This is a genomic window from Mesoflavibacter sp. CH_XMU1422-2 (assembly GCF_037029245.1).
Taxonomy (GTDB): domain Bacteria; phylum Bacteroidota; class Bacteroidia; order Flavobacteriales; family Flavobacteriaceae; genus Mesoflavibacter; species Mesoflavibacter zeaxanthinifaciens.
On record NZ_JAYMEE010000056.1, the window covers coordinates 1 to 19,041 of the forward strand.

The following is a 19,041-nucleotide window of genomic DNA, read 5'->3' on the forward strand; positions in this document are numbered from 1 at the left end:
ATCATTTTGGTCATACCATACAATACTTACCTCGTTAGATGTGTAATTATCCGGTATCGCTGTTACTGTTATAGGTGTTGTAGCATTTGGACATACCTCATAAACTACATCGGTGTCAAAAATTGTTTCTGGTTGAATACCAAAGAATAAGTCAAATGTAGTTGTTTCAAAACAACCATCTGCATTTTCAGCTCTTACGTAAATTGTCGTAGCGCTTGATGCATAATTGGTAATGTTTGTTATTGCATTTGTACTTGTATCTGCATCTGTTTGGTCTAAATAGTAGCTAAAAGTTAACCCTTCTTGACCATTTGCTAACAAGGTTTCGTTTACTGTTAAGTCATAATCTGCTATACCGTCGTCATTATTATCACATCCTAATATGTCTTCAGGTGTTCCTAATACAGGTTTTGGAGCTAAATCAATATTAAAAGTTTCAACTTTATAACATCCAGTAATATCATTAGTTAATCTAACAAAAATCACTGCTGGTCCAGAAGTATAACTTGTAGGGTTTGTAATAATATTAGTTTGATCTATTGCATCTTGTTCTGTCTCATAATAATCAACAGTAATATCTGTTTGAGTACCTAAAATAATAGATTCGTTTTCAGTTAAATCAAAGGTTGTTATTCCTGTGTTGTCAGTATCACAAGCTGTAATAGTTGGAATGTCACCTACTTCTACTTCAGGGTTAGGGAAAAATTCAACTACAATATCATCAGAATAGAAACACGCAGCACTAACACCAGCAAAAGTGATATCAACTTGGTAAACTCCGCCTTCTGTTACTGTTAAAGATGTTCCGTTTTCTCCAGGAATTGGCTCTGTAATTCCGTTTGCTACAGTGTACCAAGTAATTGTTGCGTTGGTTGGAGGAGCAATACCTAAATCTAATACAACATCATCACCTTCACAAGAAGCAGTACCATTACTTATTAAAATGTCATTACCTAAATCTATTGTACCAATATCAAAACTACTTGCTTCTAAGAATACTGCAGAATCATAAGCAGTATCACCATCATCAGCAATTACTAATTTAATATGATAAGGATTATTAGGGATAACTGTAGAAGATGCTGTTAAAGGAACAGTTCTTCCTCTAAAGTCAATCGGACTTGCAATCGGGTTAGAGCCTACTCCAGGATAATCAAAAACATCAGAATAAAAATCGAAAAGAGCAGGATTAGATGATGCACAACCACCATTATACGCGTTATCTCTAATAGTTAATACAGAGACTGGTGTAGTTGTACCAGGTACTACAGCTAAATTAGTAGTTACTCCAGTAGTTAAATCGGTTAATAAGAAAACAAATGCATCAGAAAAACTACATTGGAAAGATCCATATTCTTCTGAAGCGAAGATAAAGTTAAATGACATTTGATCAATTAAAGGAGTAAAATCAAATTCTAATACAGATGCATTATTTGTAGTACCTTCATTAATAACAGCCTCTAAATCTGCATCTCCTGGCCATCCAAATCCGCCGCCACTTTGAGTTCCTGTTTCAGGACCAGGTACATCATTTACATTTCCTGTACTTAAAACGATTCCGCTTTGGAAAGGGAATGAAGATCCATTTCCATCAAAATATCCTATACCATTATCTGTTCCAAAATCAGCACCAGAAGACCAAGTAACATTATTTACAATAGCACAAGGTGAATTAACTAAAACATCTGTAACTAACTCAGGTACTGTGTATTGAGTGTCATTTGTTGTTATTGGTGGCGGAATTGTAAATACACATAAATCAAAACTCACATCTTGAAAAGCTATATCACTATCCGTATAAATTCTTATGTAATAAGTGGTATCTATAGTTAATCCATTAGCAATACTAGAGTTGCCTGTTTCACAATATAGATTAGTAAGGTTATTACAATCTGTACCTTCAAATAATCCGTGGTTTAAGTTTGTAGTATCTCCAACAATGTTAGTGATATCTATACCATGATCTGTAGCTGTAGCTGTAAACTGGAACCAAACATCATCATTAGCTGTGCCTGGACAAGTGTTAACTTGTGAAGAAGTTGTAGCTCCGTAAAGCGATGCACTTGTTATATTTGTACAATTTTCGTCAGGGTTAGGTGTTACAACTATTGCGTTTGAACACTCGTCATTTGCAGGTGGACAAACAGGTACATTTAATGTTGAACTTGTTACAACACAATTATTATCATCCGTATTCGCAACAGTTACAATAACATCAGTATCTAAAGGATAAGGACCAACTTGAGTTGTACCTGTACCAGAAACCACAATAGGAGTACTACCTTGGTTGTCTGTTATTGTTAGAGAGTTAGAGTCTCCAGCATCAGTCACGTTAACATCAACAAAAAACTGATTATTACCATTTGAACAATCTGTAATTGTCGTAAAGTCTACTGTTTGATAAATACAAGTAGCACAACTTACCGTTACATCAATAGATGTGTAACCTTGTGATCCACAATCGAAAATCCCATCAGACTGTACCTGAAATGAAATTGAAGAACCGGTAGATTGATATTGGATGCCACTAACGTCACCTCCATTACCATAAGGTGTAGCTGCATTTAAATCTGTTGTTCCGTCAGAGTCTAAAACTACTAGTTCATCAAAGTTTTGTTCTACTTGACCAGCATTAAACGTTATGTTTAATGGTGTTGTACCGTCTGCACTTGTAAATGTGAATACATTAGTATCATTATTTTCATAACAATAAGTTAGTGTTTGTGGTCCACCATTAACACAATCTAAAACAAAATTGGTTTGTACTGGTGTAGTGAAGAAATAAGGTCCTGCCCATACACTAGTATCTGCTCCACAGATTGCTTGTACATATACTTCATAATCTGTTTGAGGTGTTAGTGCTGATTCTGAAACTGTTGTTGTTCCAACTGTTGTTCCTGAGGTTGGTGTTCCTGTTCCTGCTGGTTGTACTATATAGTTCCATTGTGTTTCTGGTCCACTTGGTGTCCAAGAAATATCTGCTGAAGTTGCTGTAATATTCGAAGCTATTAAGTTTGTTGGTGCAATACAGAACGTTCCACAAGTTTCTACTTGTATTTGGTCAATAGCAATATCACCTTCAAATCCTGTTCCTGCACCTCCGTAACTAAATTCTACATAAATTACTTGTCCTAAATAAGCATCTAAGTTTATACCTATTGGTACCCATGCTTCTGTAGCGTCTGTTTGGTAGTCTCCTATCCAAGTATATTCTGTTGTAAATGGACCCGTTGGAGATGTAGACACACCTACATTTAAAGTTCCTATATCACCACCAAATGCATGCATATAAAATGATAACTCTGCGCCATCTACCGCTGGTGTTAAATCTATTGCTGGTGAAATAGCTGAGGCTATATCTGAAGCACTACCAGATGCCTCATATTCTAAGTGCGCTCCTGCATTACCATCCCATGTTACGTTTGGTCCCGTTCCAAATGAATTTCCGTTTTCTTCTGTAATACGCCAATTTCCGTTAGAACCATCAAAACCTGTTCCTGTCCATCCTGCTGGTGCTGTACCTGAAGTTGCTCCAAAAGTTTCTGTAAACACAAAAGTAGATCCTCCAGAAGAACATGTTACACCTACTGGTGGTGGTGGTGGTGTATTTAATGTTGTAAAGTTTATTGGTCCTGCCCAAACACTTGTACCGTTACCACAATCTGCTAATACGTATGCTTCATAAGCAGTACTCGAGTTTAATAATGTTGCAGTATATGGGTTTGTTGTTACAGCTGTTCCTGCTCCTGTTGGTACGCCTGTTCCTGCTGGTTGCACAACTACTTCCCAAGCAGTTTCACCATTGTTAGCTGTCCAAGAAATATCTGCTGTAGTATCTGTAACATTCGCTACAGCTAATCCTGTTGGAGCTACACAAAAGTTACCACAAGTTTCTACTCTTACTTGATCAATAGACATATCACCTTCAAATCCTGTTCCAGCTCCTCCGTAGCTAAACTCAATGTAAATGACTTGACCTAAATAGGCATCTAAATTGATTCCTATTGGCACCCAGGCTTCATCTGCTGTAGACTGGTAATCACCAACCCAAGTATATTCTGTTGTAAATGGTCCTGTTGCAGAAGTAGATACTCCAACATTTAAGGTTCCAATATCGTCTCCAAATGCATGCATATAAAAAGATAACTCTGCACCATCTACTGCTGTTGATAAATCGATTGCAGGTGTGATTGCTGAAGCGATAGCTGTTGCATCTCCTGACGCCTCATATTCTAAATGTGTTCCTGCATTACCATCCCATGAAATGTTTGGTCCTGTTCCACCTGAGTTACCATTTGGAGTTGTAATATCCCAATTACCATTACTATCTGCAAAGGTTGTTCCTGTCCAACCTGTTGGTACATAGTTTGTATCATTTCCAAAATCTTCTGTAAAAATAAAGGTTGATGTTCCACTAGAACATGTTACACCTACTGGTGCTGGTGGTGGTGTGTTAAACGTTGTGAAGTTTACTGGTCCTACCCAGTTGCTAAATCCGTCTGCGTTACAATTTGCTCTTACGTATACTTCGTATGCTGTACTTGGTGTTAAACCTGTTGCCTGATATGGATCATTAGTTGAAGTTACAACACCATCTGTTGTTGGTTCTCCTGTTCCTGCTGGTTGTATCCAAATTTGCCATTCAGTCTCTGATCCGCCTGTTAACCATGTTATATCTGCAGTGGTATCTCCTGTAGTTACAGCCGATAAGCTTGTAATATCAGGACAAGGTGGTGGCATTTGAGAATATAGTGTTGGAGAACTAAAACACATTCCCCATCCCCAAATTCCTCCGTCATCATAAAAAAGGCGGTATTTAAAGCCAGATAATTGAGTTGCTGTAAAACCAGCAATATTTAATTGGTCTGAAGTGTACGGCACTGAAGTACCTGAACAGAAACTGTCTGTTGGTGGAGTTGGTGAATCTGCTTGAATTGGAGCTCCCCAAGGATTCCAAGTTCCAGCATCTGCATCCCAATATTCAACTCCTATAGCGTCTGAACTAATCCAGTCGAAAACATAATCTGTGTCTACAAATAACCAAGTTTCACCTGCACTAAATGCTGCTGTTAAATCAATTACTGGTGATTCTGCTTGTATGGCATCTGTGCTACCACTACCTGCATCATCATCATCAAATGCAAAGTTTGCTGTTGTTGTAGGGTCTGCTTCAAAAGCTGTAGGATCTGTATTGTAAGTTCCTGTTACAATCCAATTGGTATTGGGCCAGTTTGCTGGCTGATTAATTACCTGAGCTTGTGCAATTATACTAAATAATAGTAAAATTAGGAGAGTAGTTTTTTTCATAAGTATGAAATGATTGTGTTAGTTTAATTTATGTGATAAACATCCCAAAATTTCATTTGGAATCTTAAAGGTATATTTTTTTATGAGACTATCTAAATTCAGATAGATATAATGCTTTTTTTTTCGTTGAAATGTTAGTGTTTTGTTAAAAGTAGTATTTAATTTTCTGTGTTTTAGCTTTTTTAATGGGAAATTTCTATGTTTTTTTTGATTTCGTTGCCGAATTCGTCAGTGACTGTAATTGTATATTTGCCTTCTTTTGGCTGGATTGCCAAATTATGAATTGTAGTTGTTTCACCTAAAAAAATATGGTCTAAATACCAATATAATTTTGTGTTTGGTTTAGAGTGTGTAACTTTTAAAATCAGATCGTTAGTTTTTTCATTGAAATCTTTAGGTAGAAAAATCTTTTTGATATCTTTAGGATAGATAAATTCCATTGTTTCTTTTTTAGAATTAATGCAATCCTCTCTAAAAGCAGGTAAGGGTTTGTAAAATGGATGTTTGTCTTTGTAGTAGTAAGCCATTAAAGGAGGTAAAACAAACCAAGATGTGTTTTTAATTTCGGTTATATTTTCGCAAGAAGAATTTACTTGAAAACTCTCAGTTTTATCTAAGTGTATTAATTTGTGATAAGGGCAAGCTTCTGTCTTTAAGCCACTTTTTTGTATATATTTTTCATCTACATTATTACAATTTACAGAAGCTCTGTAACCACTAGTTAAGCATATCTTTACCTTTTCCATTTCATCAAAAGGTTTTTGAAACCATTGACTATTAGGTAATAAATCAAACACATCAAAAAGTATTGGTGCAGCTGTTTGTACACCAACTAAGCCAGGTCTTCCTTCTCCATCTGCATTACCAACCCAAACACCAACAACATAATCTTTGGTTGTGCCTATTGCCCATGCATCTCTAAAGCCATAACTGGTACCTGTTTTCCAAGCAATTTGTTTAGAATTATCAAAAAACTCCCAATTATCATCGCCTTCAGGTCTATTTACTTCTTTTAAACTTTCATAAGTTAAGTAGATAGAAGCGGCGTCAAAAAGTGTTTTTTCGTTGGATTTTTTACCAAAATCTATTTTTTCGTCTTCGTAGAAAGTAGGCTCACAAAATTCGTTGTTAAAATATTCGCTTGATGTTTCATTAAAATGATTAATGGTTGAAGAAAACGCAGCATAACTTTTACATAAATCCCAAAGGTTACTTTCTGCTCCGCCAAGCACTAAAGATAACCCGTAGTGGTTAGCATTAAATCTAATATCTTTAAGATGAAGATTTTTTAAATAATAATGAAATCTGTCCAAGCCAAAATCTTGTAACATTCTAACAGCAGGAACGTTTAATGATCTTGATAAAGCTTGTTTTGCAGGTACAGCACCATCAAACTCTTTATTGAAATTTTCTGGTGAATAATCGCCAAATTGTGTTGGTACATCTGCAACTAAAGTATTTGGTAAAATATCTCCAGCGTCTAGCATTGCAGCATATAAAAATGGCTTTAAAATACTACCTGTGCTACGTGGTTTGTTTATAATATCTACACTGTTTTGATGATTTTTATCGGTTGGAGCATTACCTACATATGTTAAAACTTTTCTGGTTTTTACATCTAAAACGAGTACCGAAATATTATAAATTTCGTTTTGTTTTAAGGTATTATAATGATTAAAAACAATAGTGTTAGTTTGCTGCTGAAGTCTCTTGTTAACACTAGTTTTAATGCGTTGTCCTTTGTTGTTTTTTGAAATGGTTTGCAGTAAATGTGGCGCAATTTGTGGTAAAGGATAGGGTTTTTGTGGTAATCCTTCGGATATTGATAGTCTGTAAGTTAGACTATCAATAGTTTGATTATCTAAAAGTTTTTTTAGTAATCTATTACGTTTGTTTAATAGTTGTAATTGGTTTTTACCAGGATATATCAAACTTGGTGCATTTGGTAAGACTGCTAATGTTGCACTTTCTGCCCAAGATAAATCTTCAGAATTTCTATTAAAATATCGCCATGAAGCTGCATCTAAGCCAACAACATTTCCGCCAAAAGGCGCATGACTGGCGTACAATGCTAAAATTTCATCTTTATCGTATCTTAATTCTAGCCGCGTTGCTAAGATAATTTCTTTAAATTTTTCCCAGTAAGTACGTCGTTTTCCTTTTCGCGATAAGCGTATAACTTGTTGTGTAATGGTACTTCCGCCTCGTTTAATTTCACCAGAATTTATATTTTCTTTTAAAGCTTTAAAAATTGAAATTGGATTAAAACCAGGATGATTGTAAAAGTATTCGTCTTCAAAAGCTATGATACAAGTTTTAAATTTATCAGGAACCGAATCATTTTCAGGAAAACGCCATTGGCCATCATCTGCAATTATAGCACCTAATAACTCATTTTTATTACTTGTAATAACCGTTGCAGTTGGGTCTTTAAAAAGGTGTTTGGGTAAACAAAAATAGTAAGCCACAACCAGTAAAAATAATACAATTGTTTTCTTTTTATTGTTTTTAAAGTAGGCTAACAGTCTTTGCATTAAAAAATTATAGTTTGTAACAAAGTTTTAAAAAGTGAATTTAAGCATTTAACATTAAAAATGACTAATTAATATTTATCTTTAAAACGTGAAAAAAGATAAGTTACTTCTTAAAATAATTATAATTTTTATTGTTCTATTTTCTTTTGAAGATGGATATGCTCAGTTAGGTTTTTGTAACGGAAATTCTGGTGACCCAATCTTCACAGAAACCTTTGGGGCAGGTACAACACAAACACCTTTACCAGCAGGTACAACAACTTACACCTTTTCCTCTGCGACACCAAATGATGGGTTTTATACAGTTTCAAGTTCAACTGCGTTTTTTGATTGGCACGATGTATCAGATCATACAGAAGGTGATAGTAATGGGAAATGCTTAATTGTAAATGCAGATTTTACTGCTGGCGAATTTTACAGAACAACAATTACAGGACTTTGCGAGAATACATCTTATGAGTTTTCGGCATTCTTAATAAACCTTTCAAGAAGTACGGGTTGTGGAGGAAATAACATCCCAATAAACGTAAGGTTTGAAATTTGGGACGATACCGATACTACACTTCTTGCAAGTGGTGACACTGGAGAAATTGACGCACAATCCACACCAAATTGGGAGCAGTATGGATTAGTTTTTCAAACATTACCAGCGCAAACCGAAGTGATTTTAAAAATGAGAAATAATGGCGCAGGTGGTTGTGGTAACGATCTTGCAATTGATGATATAGTTTTTAAATCATGTGGAGATAATGTAACCATAGAAGACACAAGTAATGAAAGTGATGTTTTTATTTGCGAAACACAAGCACCTTACAATTTAAACTTACAAGCTAATCCTGACGGCACAATATTTAATTCCTATGCTTACCAATGGGAAACCTCTACAGATGGTATAAATTGGACAGAAATTGTAGGTGAAACCAATCAAAATTTAAACATCAATGTTAACACAACATCCTTATACCGTGTTAAAGTAGCCGAAGATGCTATAAATCTAGCTAATGCTTTGTGTAATGTGATTTCGGATGAATTTTCTATCACGATAGTACCAACGCCATTAGCACCTGTTAGTAACGGAGATATCACAATTTGCGAAAACGAAAATCAACCTTTAGAAGTTACTGTACCAACAGATGTAACAGTAAATTGGTACGATGCTGTTTCTGGAGGAAATTTGCTTGAAGAAAATAATACCAGCTTTTTGCCCGAAAATGAAGGTGTTTATTATGCTGAAGCCATTTCAATTAACGGAAATTGTATTTCAAATAGCAGAACAGCAGTAACACTTACTTATTCCCAATCGCCACAAGTTTTTGATGAAGCAGTCTTTTTCTGTCAAGATGAAAGTGTTGAAATAAGTGCAAACATCAATAACATGAGTTACCTTTGGAATACAGGTGAAACAACCGAAAGTATTACAGTTTCAACCGAAGGTATTTATACTGTAGACGTCACAAATCTTGATGGTTGTACTGTGACAAAAACAATTGAAGTAACACAATTAGATGCGCCTATAATTGCTGAAGTTTTTACTGAAAATAATGACTTAATAATTACTACCGAAAACCAAGGTAATTTCTCTTATTCTGTCGACGGAATTAATTATCAAAACACGCCAGTTTTTGAAAACCTTGAAGGAGGAAGATATACCGTTTACGTTAGAGAAAATAGTGATTGCGGCATAGATACTCAAACTTTTATTCATTTTATAGTACCAAAATTTTTCACGCCAAATAATGATACTTACCATGATACTTGGCGATTAAAAGATATAGAATTTTATGCGTCCTCTGAAGTGCAAATTTTTGACCGTTACGGTAAATTACTTTTTTATAGAAAGAACAAACCAATCTCTTGGGATGGAATGTTTAGGAAACAACCATTACCAACTTCAGATTATTGGTACGTTATTACTATTAATGGACAACGTCGTGTTGGGCATTTTACATTGAAACGATAAAATAATTTAATCTAAACTATCTAAAAAGGCTTTTAGTTCGTCAATTTTTTGAGAACCGATTAAAAACTTTTTTCCGTTTTTAAGCTCTAAAGCTAAACCCATTTTTCCTTTAATGTTGTAAACTGTTCCGTAATTGGTCCATAATCTAATTCCCCAACCGCCAACAAAACCATAATTTACAATTTGTGCTTTTTCAACTTCAGACCATTTTACAGCTCTTTTGGTTAACGGGAAGAAGTGTACTTTAATGTCTTGTTGCGTGATTTCGGTTCGTAATTGTATCATCCAGAAAAAAGTAATTAACGCAAAAACAAAAACAGAAAATACAATAAGCCCTTCATCAGACATAGGTTTATCTCCCATAGGTTCTCCTAAATAAAGTTGTTTGTAAATACCAACAACAGGTAAAACACCAATACTAAATAAGATTAGCCAAAGCCACCATTGTGTAAATTTTTGTTTTTCTATGAATAGTTTTTTCATGGTTTAATAAAATTCGTCAGTTTGAGTGAATTTTTACGATTGAAAAGAGTGAAAATTTGTATCGAAAACAAGAATTTAAATTTAGTTCTCGATACATTTTTTCGTTTTACTTCGACTACGCTCAGTAACCACTCAAAATCACTCAAACTGACGCTTATTTGTTATTTCTCAACTTCAATCCATTGTCCTTTATTTCTAACAAAAAACTCGTTATCATACATGGCTTCTGCTTGTATTCCTGGTAAATAATAAGAGCCTAAGTAAGATGCATTAAGCATAACGTTAAAGGTTTTGGTTTCTTTTTGTTTTAAATCAAAATAGAAATTAACACGGTCGTCTCTAATATCTGTAAAACGGGCTTGACTTGTGGTATTGTTCCCAAAATCTGTAAAACGTGTGTTTACAATTTCCCAACCAGAAGGGAAAATTTGCGTTAATGCCACATCATTAACGCTATAGTTTTTAGCATTAGTAATTTGTACTGTTGCAACAAAATCTTCACCTTGTTTAAGTTTTGAAATGTCTATTTTATCACCTTTTAAGTTTTTAAAGACAACGTTTGCAGTTAAGCCTCTTTGCTCGGTTAACTCTTCGCCTAAAGGTAATTTACCAGAAGTTAATAGGCGTATATAAACTAAATTGTCGTAGTTGTTTTTAATGCTAATTTGGTTAGCGCCATCTTTGATTTTCAAATCACGTTGTGCTAATGCATTATTACTATTTACGGTTTCAGATTTACCATTAATACTGTAGTTAATTTTTATGCCTTTTCCGCCATTAGCAATAACCATTTTACCCATTGCAAGTAAACTGTATGCTGTAGTTTGTGTACTCATCCAACGTTGACTAGACAATTCTTTAGCAATAGTTTCGGCTAAATCTTTAAGGCGTTTGTCTTTAGTAATAACCATAGTTTCTAGCGCCATAGCACGATTTCTGTCTACAGATCCATAAGTGTAATAATTATGTTTTACAGGTTGAAACTCGATATTAGCAGTTTTAGCAACTGCGTTACTAGCTTCGGTTTGACCTGCTAAAGCATAAGCTGCTGCAAGACGCCATTTGGCTTCGTTAGATAATTCTGAAAATTCGCGTAAGCGGTTCATTGCTGCTAAATCAGGACTATCAGCTAGTGCCAATGTATATAATCTGTAAGCTTGTGCTAAATCTGAGTTGTAGTTACTGTAACTAGGTCTCCAGTTTTGCGCTGCTTCTTTTTGATATTTTATCCAATTGCTTTTAAAAGTTAGTGGCAATACAAAACCTTTCTTTTCGGCTTCAATCATAAAATGTCCAGCGTAACTTGTTCCCCAATCGTTAGCGTTATTTTCTCCAATCCAATAACTCAGACCGCCATTTGGTCTTTGGAAGTGACCAAGACGCTTAATACCGTTTTTAATATTATCCTGAATTTTTAATTGTTGATCTTGAGGTAAATCAAAAATATCTGTCAAAAATAATTGCGGGAATACGCTAGATGTTGTCTGCTCTACGCAACCATGAGGATATCTAATTAAATATTCTAAACGACGTGTAAAGTCCATTGGAGGTAATGTAGAAAACTCAACCGTTGCGCTGTTTGTACCTGTAACACCAAAGGTTGAAAAATCTATAGTTTTACTGTTGTTAGCTGTTAAAGATTCGTTGTAACTTTTAGTAGATATTGGATTAACATTTTCAACATCAATTTCAACTTTGTAAGTTGAAGTTTCGCCATTTCCAGATGCTACAACTTCAATTGTATTGATACCTTTTGCTTTGCTAACGTCCAGTTCAAAATATTCCATTTTTTCATCTGGTTTTTCAAAACTTAAAGATTTTGAAGACTCGCCAACTACTGAAATTCCGTTGCTTAATTTCAATTTAAGTGATACGTTTTTCACCTTAGGTTCCATAGCAAAAACAGTTACCGGAAGTGTTACTTTTTCGTCAGGACTTAACTTACGTGGTAATGATGCTAATACCATTAAAGGTTGTTTAACTTGTACCGATTTTTCGGCATTACCGTAAGCTTCATTTTCTACATGACTAGCCACAACCATAGTTCTTACTGCACCAATATAATTTGGCATTTTTATGGTGTGCGATTTGCGGTCTCCAGCTTCTAACTTAAATGGACCTAAAAAGGTAACAACAGGTTTAAAACGGTTGGCTTTTTTGTTTTTTCCTGCTGCTGCATTGCCATCTCCACCAATTGCAAAGACTTGATCAATACTACCGCTGTAAGCGCCAATAACATCATCAAACATATCCCAAGTTTTTACGCCTAAAGCTTCGCGAGCATAAAATGCATCCCAAGCGTTTGGAGTTTTAAATCGGGTTAAATCCAGCAAACCTTCTTCTACAACAGCAAGTGTGTACGTCATTGGTTTGTTGTTTTTTTCTGAAACAAATACCGTGTAATCTTCTTTTGGTTTTAAGACACTTGCCATTTTAATTTCTGGATGTAAAATAGTGTTTGGATCTTCTACCATTATTGGGATTACACCATACAAACGCAACGGTAAATCGTTAGCAGTAGAGGCATGCGGTTGCAGTAACGATATGTTTACAAATACGTTTGGCGCCATTTGTTTTGTAATAGGAATATCTACTGTTGTTTCTCCAGTTTCCGTTTTAACCCATCTATGTTCTATAACTTCAGAGCCATTTTCTATACTAATTAACGCGCGACCAGAAGTACCAGACGGGAAAGTGATTTTTGCAGTTTCGCCAACATTGTAATTTTCTTTATCTGCAGAAAACACAAGCATACTTGCAGCTTCCTTGTCGTTTGATGGTTGACGTTTCCACCAATTTTTATAGAAATAAGCCGTTTGACCTGTAGAATGTCCAGAAACAGGATCTTTGATTGTGATGTAATAACGACCACCTTCTTCATCAGGGACATTAATATTAAAAGACGTTTTTCCTTTAGAATTGGTGTTTAATTTGCTTTCTAAAAATGGTTTGTAAAACGAACTTGAGGTGTATTTTGATAGATTATCTTCTGAAGAATTCCACCACCAACGCCATTCAATTTTATAAACTTTTACTTCTAAACCATTACGTTGTATAGCATTACCTTGATCATCTACAACGACTAAATCGAAGTTGTTATTAGCATCCGTTTCATAAGAACCGTAACGTTTTGGTTCTGGTGATTTTAAACCAACAAACGAGTTGTAAGGTGCGTAAGGCATTGTGAATGCATCCATAGAGAAATCGCCACCATTTTCAAAAGCTCTAACTAAAAATTGTGCATTTAACATACCTGGTGCGCCTTTACCAATAGATAAGTTTTTGGTAATGTTAGCTAAACCATCGGCATCTAAATTGCCTTCAAAAATGGTTGTTTCTTCGGTATTGAAAGATTTTGCAGGATCTCTAAATTTGTAATCTGGATAGTTTTTAAATCCTGAATACGAATTAGAAAACTTTGCTTTTACCTCTGCTTTTAAATTTTTTGCTGGAGCGCCATGTAACCAGTTAACGGCTAATTTTCCTTTTAAATTAGAATTGCTTTTTAGGATTTCGTCATTAAAATCTATCTTAATTTTTAGACGGTTAGGTTTAACGGTTTCAACTTTTAACCCTTTATAAAAATTAGCGCCACCAACGGTTACTTTTGCATTCCAATTACCAGTTTTGTCTTCGGTAGCTGTAGGAACAGTAAAGGTGTAAACATTGTTTAATCCGTTGCTTTTTACTTTTTTAAAGGCTAATTTTCCGTTAGGATCTGTAATTTCAAGTTTTACAGGATGACCTTTAGGTAGTTTATTTGCCGCATCATTAAGCATAAATGATAAATGAATCGTATCTCCAGGTCGCCAAACACCACGTTCTCCGTAGATGTAACCTTTTAAACCACGTTGTAGCGTAGTACCAGAAACATCAAATTTACTTAAAGATAAAGAGTTACCATCGTTAAGTTTTACATAAGTAGTGTTGTAGCCTTTTGTTACAGTTGCAAAAGCAGCGTGCTTATTAGCGCTTATAGTTGCAAAACCATTACTGTTAGTGGTTGAACTAACTATCTTTTGTTGTTGAAAATTATATAATGCTATAGTTGCTCCTGCTTCTGGATTAGTATTTAAGATATTGCTTACTGCAAATAAATAGTTGTTATTAGCTCCTTTTTTAACAATAGTACCAAGGTTAGAGCTAATTAAATTTTGAGCAATAACACGGTTAGAATTATAGTACGATTCGTGGCAAGGATTGTTGCGTTCTCTCCAGTTGTAGTTATCGTTGCGATAGCTATAGGTTAGATTATCCCAATACTCTTCTTCTTTAAGGTCTTCGTCTTCGGTGTTGGTTTGGTTATAATTATCGTTGTAATAATCGTCGTAATAGTAATCGTCTTCATAGTAATAATCTTCATCTTCGTCATCATTACTACTAGAAGCTGTGGTATTACAGTCGTAAAGTGAATAGGCTTTTTTAAAGTCAATTTCAACTCTATAAATAGCGCCAGGATCTGCTTTAATATATTTTGAAAGATCTACGCTGTAGGTTTTCCATTTTCCGTCGTTATCTAAAGGGTTTTCAATTAGGTTAATGGTGTGTTTTGCAATGCGTCTTCCTACACGTCTAATGGCTCTATTATTGTTGCTATACAGTTCATTGTCTTGAAGAAATTGAAGTACGTTATCTTCAAAAATTTTGATGACTCTAAGGTCTACAGCTTTTAAATTTACTGCTTTAAAGTTGAATTTTAATTCTTTAGAATTTGGTAAAAACACACCGCTATTTACCAGTTTTACTTGTGGTTTTATATCTTCAAAAGCAATAGTTTGACTGTAAGGTGTTTTTAATTTGTATCCATATGTGTTTTTTATACCTTGAAATACATCAATTTTTAAATTACCTGACATTTTGGATTGCGGATACACTTTAAGTACATTACCATCTACAATAAATTTTGGGTTTTTAGCATTTTGAATAGTTACTAAACCATCAAAATTTTGTTGTTTTTTTATTGGGTCTGAAAAATTAATAGATAAAAATTGCTCTGGTAATTGAAACACTTCTACACCAACAATTTTAAAGTTGTTAATACCAGGAATAGTTACTTTGTTCTCTCCAGAATTGTCTGCATTTATTGGCTTTCCGTTCCATTTTACTAAGATATCTGCATCATCAATTTTTCTTGTAATACTATCAATTTTAAATTCAAAATATTTTGAAGGAAGCAGTTTTTCATCCCAAACAATATTTAATTTTTTTCCATCTTGACTGGCTTCAACCAGTAGCTTTGCTTTATCAATAGTAGTGATATCTGCTAATTTTAACGCGCCATTTAAATACTGTAATTCTTTGGTGTAAGATTGTAGGTTGTTGGTTTCAATAATAAAATTTGGTGTAATAGTTTTAAAGCTAAAATCATAAGTGTCAAAACCATCTGGTAAATCGTTATAAAGATCTTTTAGTTTTACAGAAACGGTATATTCTGTGTCTGGCGATAAGTTTTCGTCAGGAATAAAAGTAAACGCGTGGTCATTTACAACTTTAAGTTGTCCTTCTACAAAAGGTTTAATTTTAAAAAGACTTTTGTCTAATTCTTTATCAGCTTCCCAACCGGCTACAGTTTTTGCAAGACTAACATTAATATGATCTGCAACAGATACTCTACCAGCAGTTGTGTAACTAATATAGTCTCTATATTTAAAAAGATTGTCTGTTTTAGGTGTTTTTTCTTTACATGAAAATGTTATGAAAAAAACTAATAAAATGGTGTAGAAAGATTTTAACTGCATTGATTAATAGGTTTGTAGATGAATGTTTATCAAGAGAAATAGTGTTAAATAAATTACGTTAACATTTTATGATTTAGTTTGTATGAGATGTTAAAAAAAAGATAAATTATTGATTGTAGATACCAACATAAACTTCTCCTTTGTCATTAACAGAAGCTCTATACATGCCAGCAGTGTTAGAGTCCATAACAATGTTTCCGTATTTATCAATAGCAATAATACCACCGTTTCCACCAAGATCAGGTACCTTTTTCTGAATTACTTCTTTTGCAGCATCTTTTAGGCTTAAACCTTTATATTCTACTAATGCAGATATATCATGAGCAACTGTTGCACGAATAAAAAACTCTCCCCATCCAGTTCCAGAAACAGCGCAAGTAGTATTGTTTGCATAAGTACCAGCTCCAATTATTGGTACATCACCAACCCGACCAAATCTTTTATTAGTCATTCCTCCAGTAGATGTGCCAGCAGCTAAATTTCCGTTTTTATCAAGAGCTACACAACCAACGGTTCCAAATTTTGAATTTTTTATTTCAGCGTCATAAAAAGCTATTTGCTTTTCTTTATTAGTTTCTTTCTCTTTAATTCTTTTTAAACTTTTAAGTCGTTTTTCTGTTTTAAAGTAATTAGGGTCTACAATTTCAAGTTGTTGTTCTTTTGCATACTTTTCTGCACCTTGACCTGTCATCATTACATGTGGAGAAACATCCATGATTTGTCTAGCTAAATTAATAGGATTTTTAACGTTTGTAATAGCAGCACATGCACCAGCATTTAAGGTTTTTCCATCCATAATTGAAGCATCAAGCTCAATAGTTTCTTCATTTGTAAAAACAGCACCTTTACCTGCGTTAAATAAAGGAGAATCCTCTAATATATTTATTGTTTTTTGTACAGCATCAAGACTGCTGCCTCCTTCTTTTAAAATGTTGTAACCAACCATTACGGCTTCTTCTAATTTTGCTTTGTAGGCTGCTTCATTCTGTTTAGTCATATTCTTTTTTAAAATAGTGCCTGCGCCACCATGAATAACTATTGCAAACTCATTTACTTGAGTATTGGTAGTTTTGCTAACTATGTCTGATTGTACATTTTTTGATTTTTCTGTAGAATTGCAGCTTAGGTTTAATAGAAATAAAAGTGATAGAATAGATTTTAGTAAAGTCTTCATTAGATAAAAATTATAGCATTAAAATTAGCAATTTTTAAACGGTTTTTATGCTAAATAACCAATGAAATATTAGTATATTCGCTAAAAATTAAATAATTCGTAAAAAAGAAACATTTATGGAAGCAATTGCTACCGATTTCGGAATAAAAGAAGCTTTAAAACAATTAGGTATTAAAGACGTTAATGATGGTACTTCTACAGGCTCTGATAGCTTTGGAAGTGGTGAGTTAATTTCATCTTACTCTCCAACAGATGGACAATTAATTGGTAAAGTTTCTACTACAACAAGAGAAGACTACGATAAAGTTATAAAAACAGCTCAAGATGCCTTTTTAGAGTTTAGAGCAATGCCAGCACCGCAAAGAGGTGAAATAGTAAGACAGTTTGGTAATCGTTTAAGAGAATTAAAAGAACCATTAGGTAAGCTAGTATCTTACGAAATGGGTAAATCTTTACAAGAAGGTTACGGAGAAGTACAAGAAATGATAGACATCTGCGATTTTGCAGTAGGTTTATCAAGACAATTAAACGGGCAAACTATTCCTTCGGAAAGACCAGGTCACGTTATGAGAGAGCAGTGGCACTCTTTGGGTATTGTTGGTATTATTTCAGCATTTAACTTTCCAGTTGCAGTTTGGTCTTGGAACACAGCATTAGCATGGGTTTGTGGTGATGTTTGTGTTTGGAAAGCTTCAGAAAAAGCACCACTTTGTGCAGTAGCTTGTCAAAATATTATTGCTGAGGTATTAAAAGAAAACAACTTACCAGAAGGTATTTCTTGTATTATAAACGGAGATTACAAAGTAGGAGAATTTATGACAACAGATCATAGAATTCCGTTAATCTCTGCAACAGGATCTACACGTATGGGACGTATTGTTGGTAAAACAGTAGCCGAGCGTTTTGGTAAATCTTTATTAGAATTAGGAGGAAACAACGCTATAATTATTACACCTACTGCAGATTTAAAAGTAGTTGTGCCTGGTGCAGTATTTGGTGCTGTTGGTACTTGCGGACAACGTTGTACAAGTACACGTCGTTTAATTATACACGAGTCTGTTTACGATAAAGTAAGAGACGCTATAGTTGGTGCCTACAAGCAGTTAACTATTGGTAATCCATTAGACGAGAAAAACCACATTGGACCATTAATCGATAAAGACTCTGTAAACACGTATTTATCTGCTATAGAAAAAGCTAAAGCTGAAGGTGGAAATGTACTAGTTGAAGGTGGTGTTTTAGAAGGAGAAGGTTACGAGTCTGGTTGTTATGTAAAACCAGCGATTATTGAAGCTGAAAATGATTTTGAAATTGTACAAACCGAAACTTTTGCACCAATTTTATATTTAATGAAATATTCTGGCGATGTAGAAAATGCAATCGAAATGCAAAACGGAGTTGCGCAAGGATTATCTTCTGCAATTATGACTAACGAAATGAAAGAAGCAGAAAAATTCTTATCCTTTGCAGGAAGTGACTGCGGTATTGCCAACGTAAACATTGGTACTTCTGGTGCTGAAATTGGAGGTGCTTTTGGAGGCGAAAAAGAAACTGGTGGCGGACGTGAGTCTGGATCTGATGCTTGGAAGGTTTACATGCGTAGACAAACCAACACGGTAAACTACTCAGACCAGTTACCTTTAGCGCAAGGTATTAAGTTTGACTTATAATATTATTTCGCTTTCGCGGAAGTTAAGCCACATCAAAAAAGATGTGGCTTTTTTATTTTCATAAAATTTAACCTAAAATTTTAGTTTTTTATCGATTATTTGTGTTTAATTCAAATAATTAATAATCAAACAGTTAAAAAATCACGATTTTTTAATAACTTAATACTCATAATAT

At 34.3% G+C, this 19,041-nt stretch carries 7 protein-coding genes; 2 read left to right on the plus strand and 5 right to left on the minus strand.

The features are described 5' to 3' along the window. Together WA340_RS06040 and pbpC are read right to left on the minus strand one after the other, a co-directional pair. The coding region (locus WA340_RS06040) for a choice-of-anchor L domain-containing protein (protein ID WP_336127893.1) at positions 1-5,307 on the minus strand (5,307 nt) is incomplete at its 3' end. 182 nt (positions 5,308-5,489) lie between these two features. Beyond that, positions 5,490-7,841: a penicillin-binding protein 1C gene (gene pbpC, locus WA340_RS06045; protein ID WP_336127895.1), complete on the minus strand. Its 2,352-nt coding sequence runs from the start codon at positions 7,839-7,841 to the stop codon at positions 5,490-5,492. A gap of 88 nt (positions 7,842-7,929) precedes the next feature. Here pbpC and WA340_RS06050 point away from each other — a divergent pair, with 88 nt between their 5' ends. Continuing rightward, on the plus strand, positions 7,930-9,801 hold the full coding sequence (locus tag WA340_RS06050; protein WP_336127897.1) for a T9SS type B sorting domain-containing protein: 1,872 nt from the start codon (positions 7,930-7,932) through the stop codon (positions 9,799-9,801). Positions 9,802-9,807: 6 nt separating this feature from the next. On the opposite strand, the gene WA340_RS06055 is transcribed toward WA340_RS06050, so the two are convergent. The 3 genes from WA340_RS06055 to WA340_RS06065 form a co-directional block, all read right to left on the minus strand. Beyond that, entirely contained in the window at positions 9,808-10,284 is a 477-nt protein-coding gene (locus WA340_RS06055; protein ID WP_336127899.1) for a hypothetical protein, read from the minus strand. Positions 10,285-10,445: 161 nt separating this feature from the next. Beyond that, a complete protein-coding gene (locus WA340_RS06060) occupies positions 10,446-16,022 on the minus strand; it encodes an alpha-2-macroglobulin family protein (protein ID WP_336127901.1) in 5,577 nt (1,858 codons plus the stop codon). A 106-nt stretch (positions 16,023-16,128) separates the two neighbouring features. Beyond that, a complete protein-coding gene (locus WA340_RS06065; protein WP_336127903.1) occupies positions 16,129-17,196 on the minus strand; it encodes an isoaspartyl peptidase/L-asparaginase family protein in 1,068 nt (355 codons plus the stop codon). A 116-nt stretch (positions 17,197-17,312) separates the two neighbouring features. Here WA340_RS06065 and amaB point away from each other — a divergent pair, with 116 nt between their 5' ends. Then, positions 17,313-18,866, plus strand: coding sequence for an L-piperidine-6-carboxylate dehydrogenase (gene amaB / locus WA340_RS06070; protein ID WP_027879688.1), 1,554 nt, complete (start codon positions 17,313-17,315; stop codon positions 18,864-18,866). Positions 18,867-19,041: the final 175 nt, after the last annotated feature.

What these genes read in the sequence shown, in the direction of transcription:
- pbpC (WP_336127895.1), bottom strand. Translation starts at nt 7,841, where the DNA reads ATGCAAAGACTGTTAGCCTACTTTAAAAACAATAAAAAGAAAACAATT.
- WA340_RS06055 (WP_336127899.1), bottom strand. Translation starts at nt 10,284, where the DNA reads ATGAAAAAACTATTCATAGAAAAACAAAAATTTACACAATGGTGGCTT.
- WA340_RS06060 (WP_336127901.1), bottom strand. Translation starts at nt 16,022, where the DNA reads ATGCAGTTAAAATCTTTCTACACCATTTTATTAGTTTTTTTCATAACA.
- WA340_RS06065 (WP_336127903.1), bottom strand. Translation starts at nt 17,196, where the DNA reads ATGAAGACTTTACTAAAATCTATTCTATCACTTTTATTTCTATTAAAC.
- amaB (WP_027879688.1), top strand. Translation starts at nt 17,313, where the DNA reads ATGGAAGCAATTGCTACCGATTTCGGAATAAAAGAAGCTTTAAAACAA.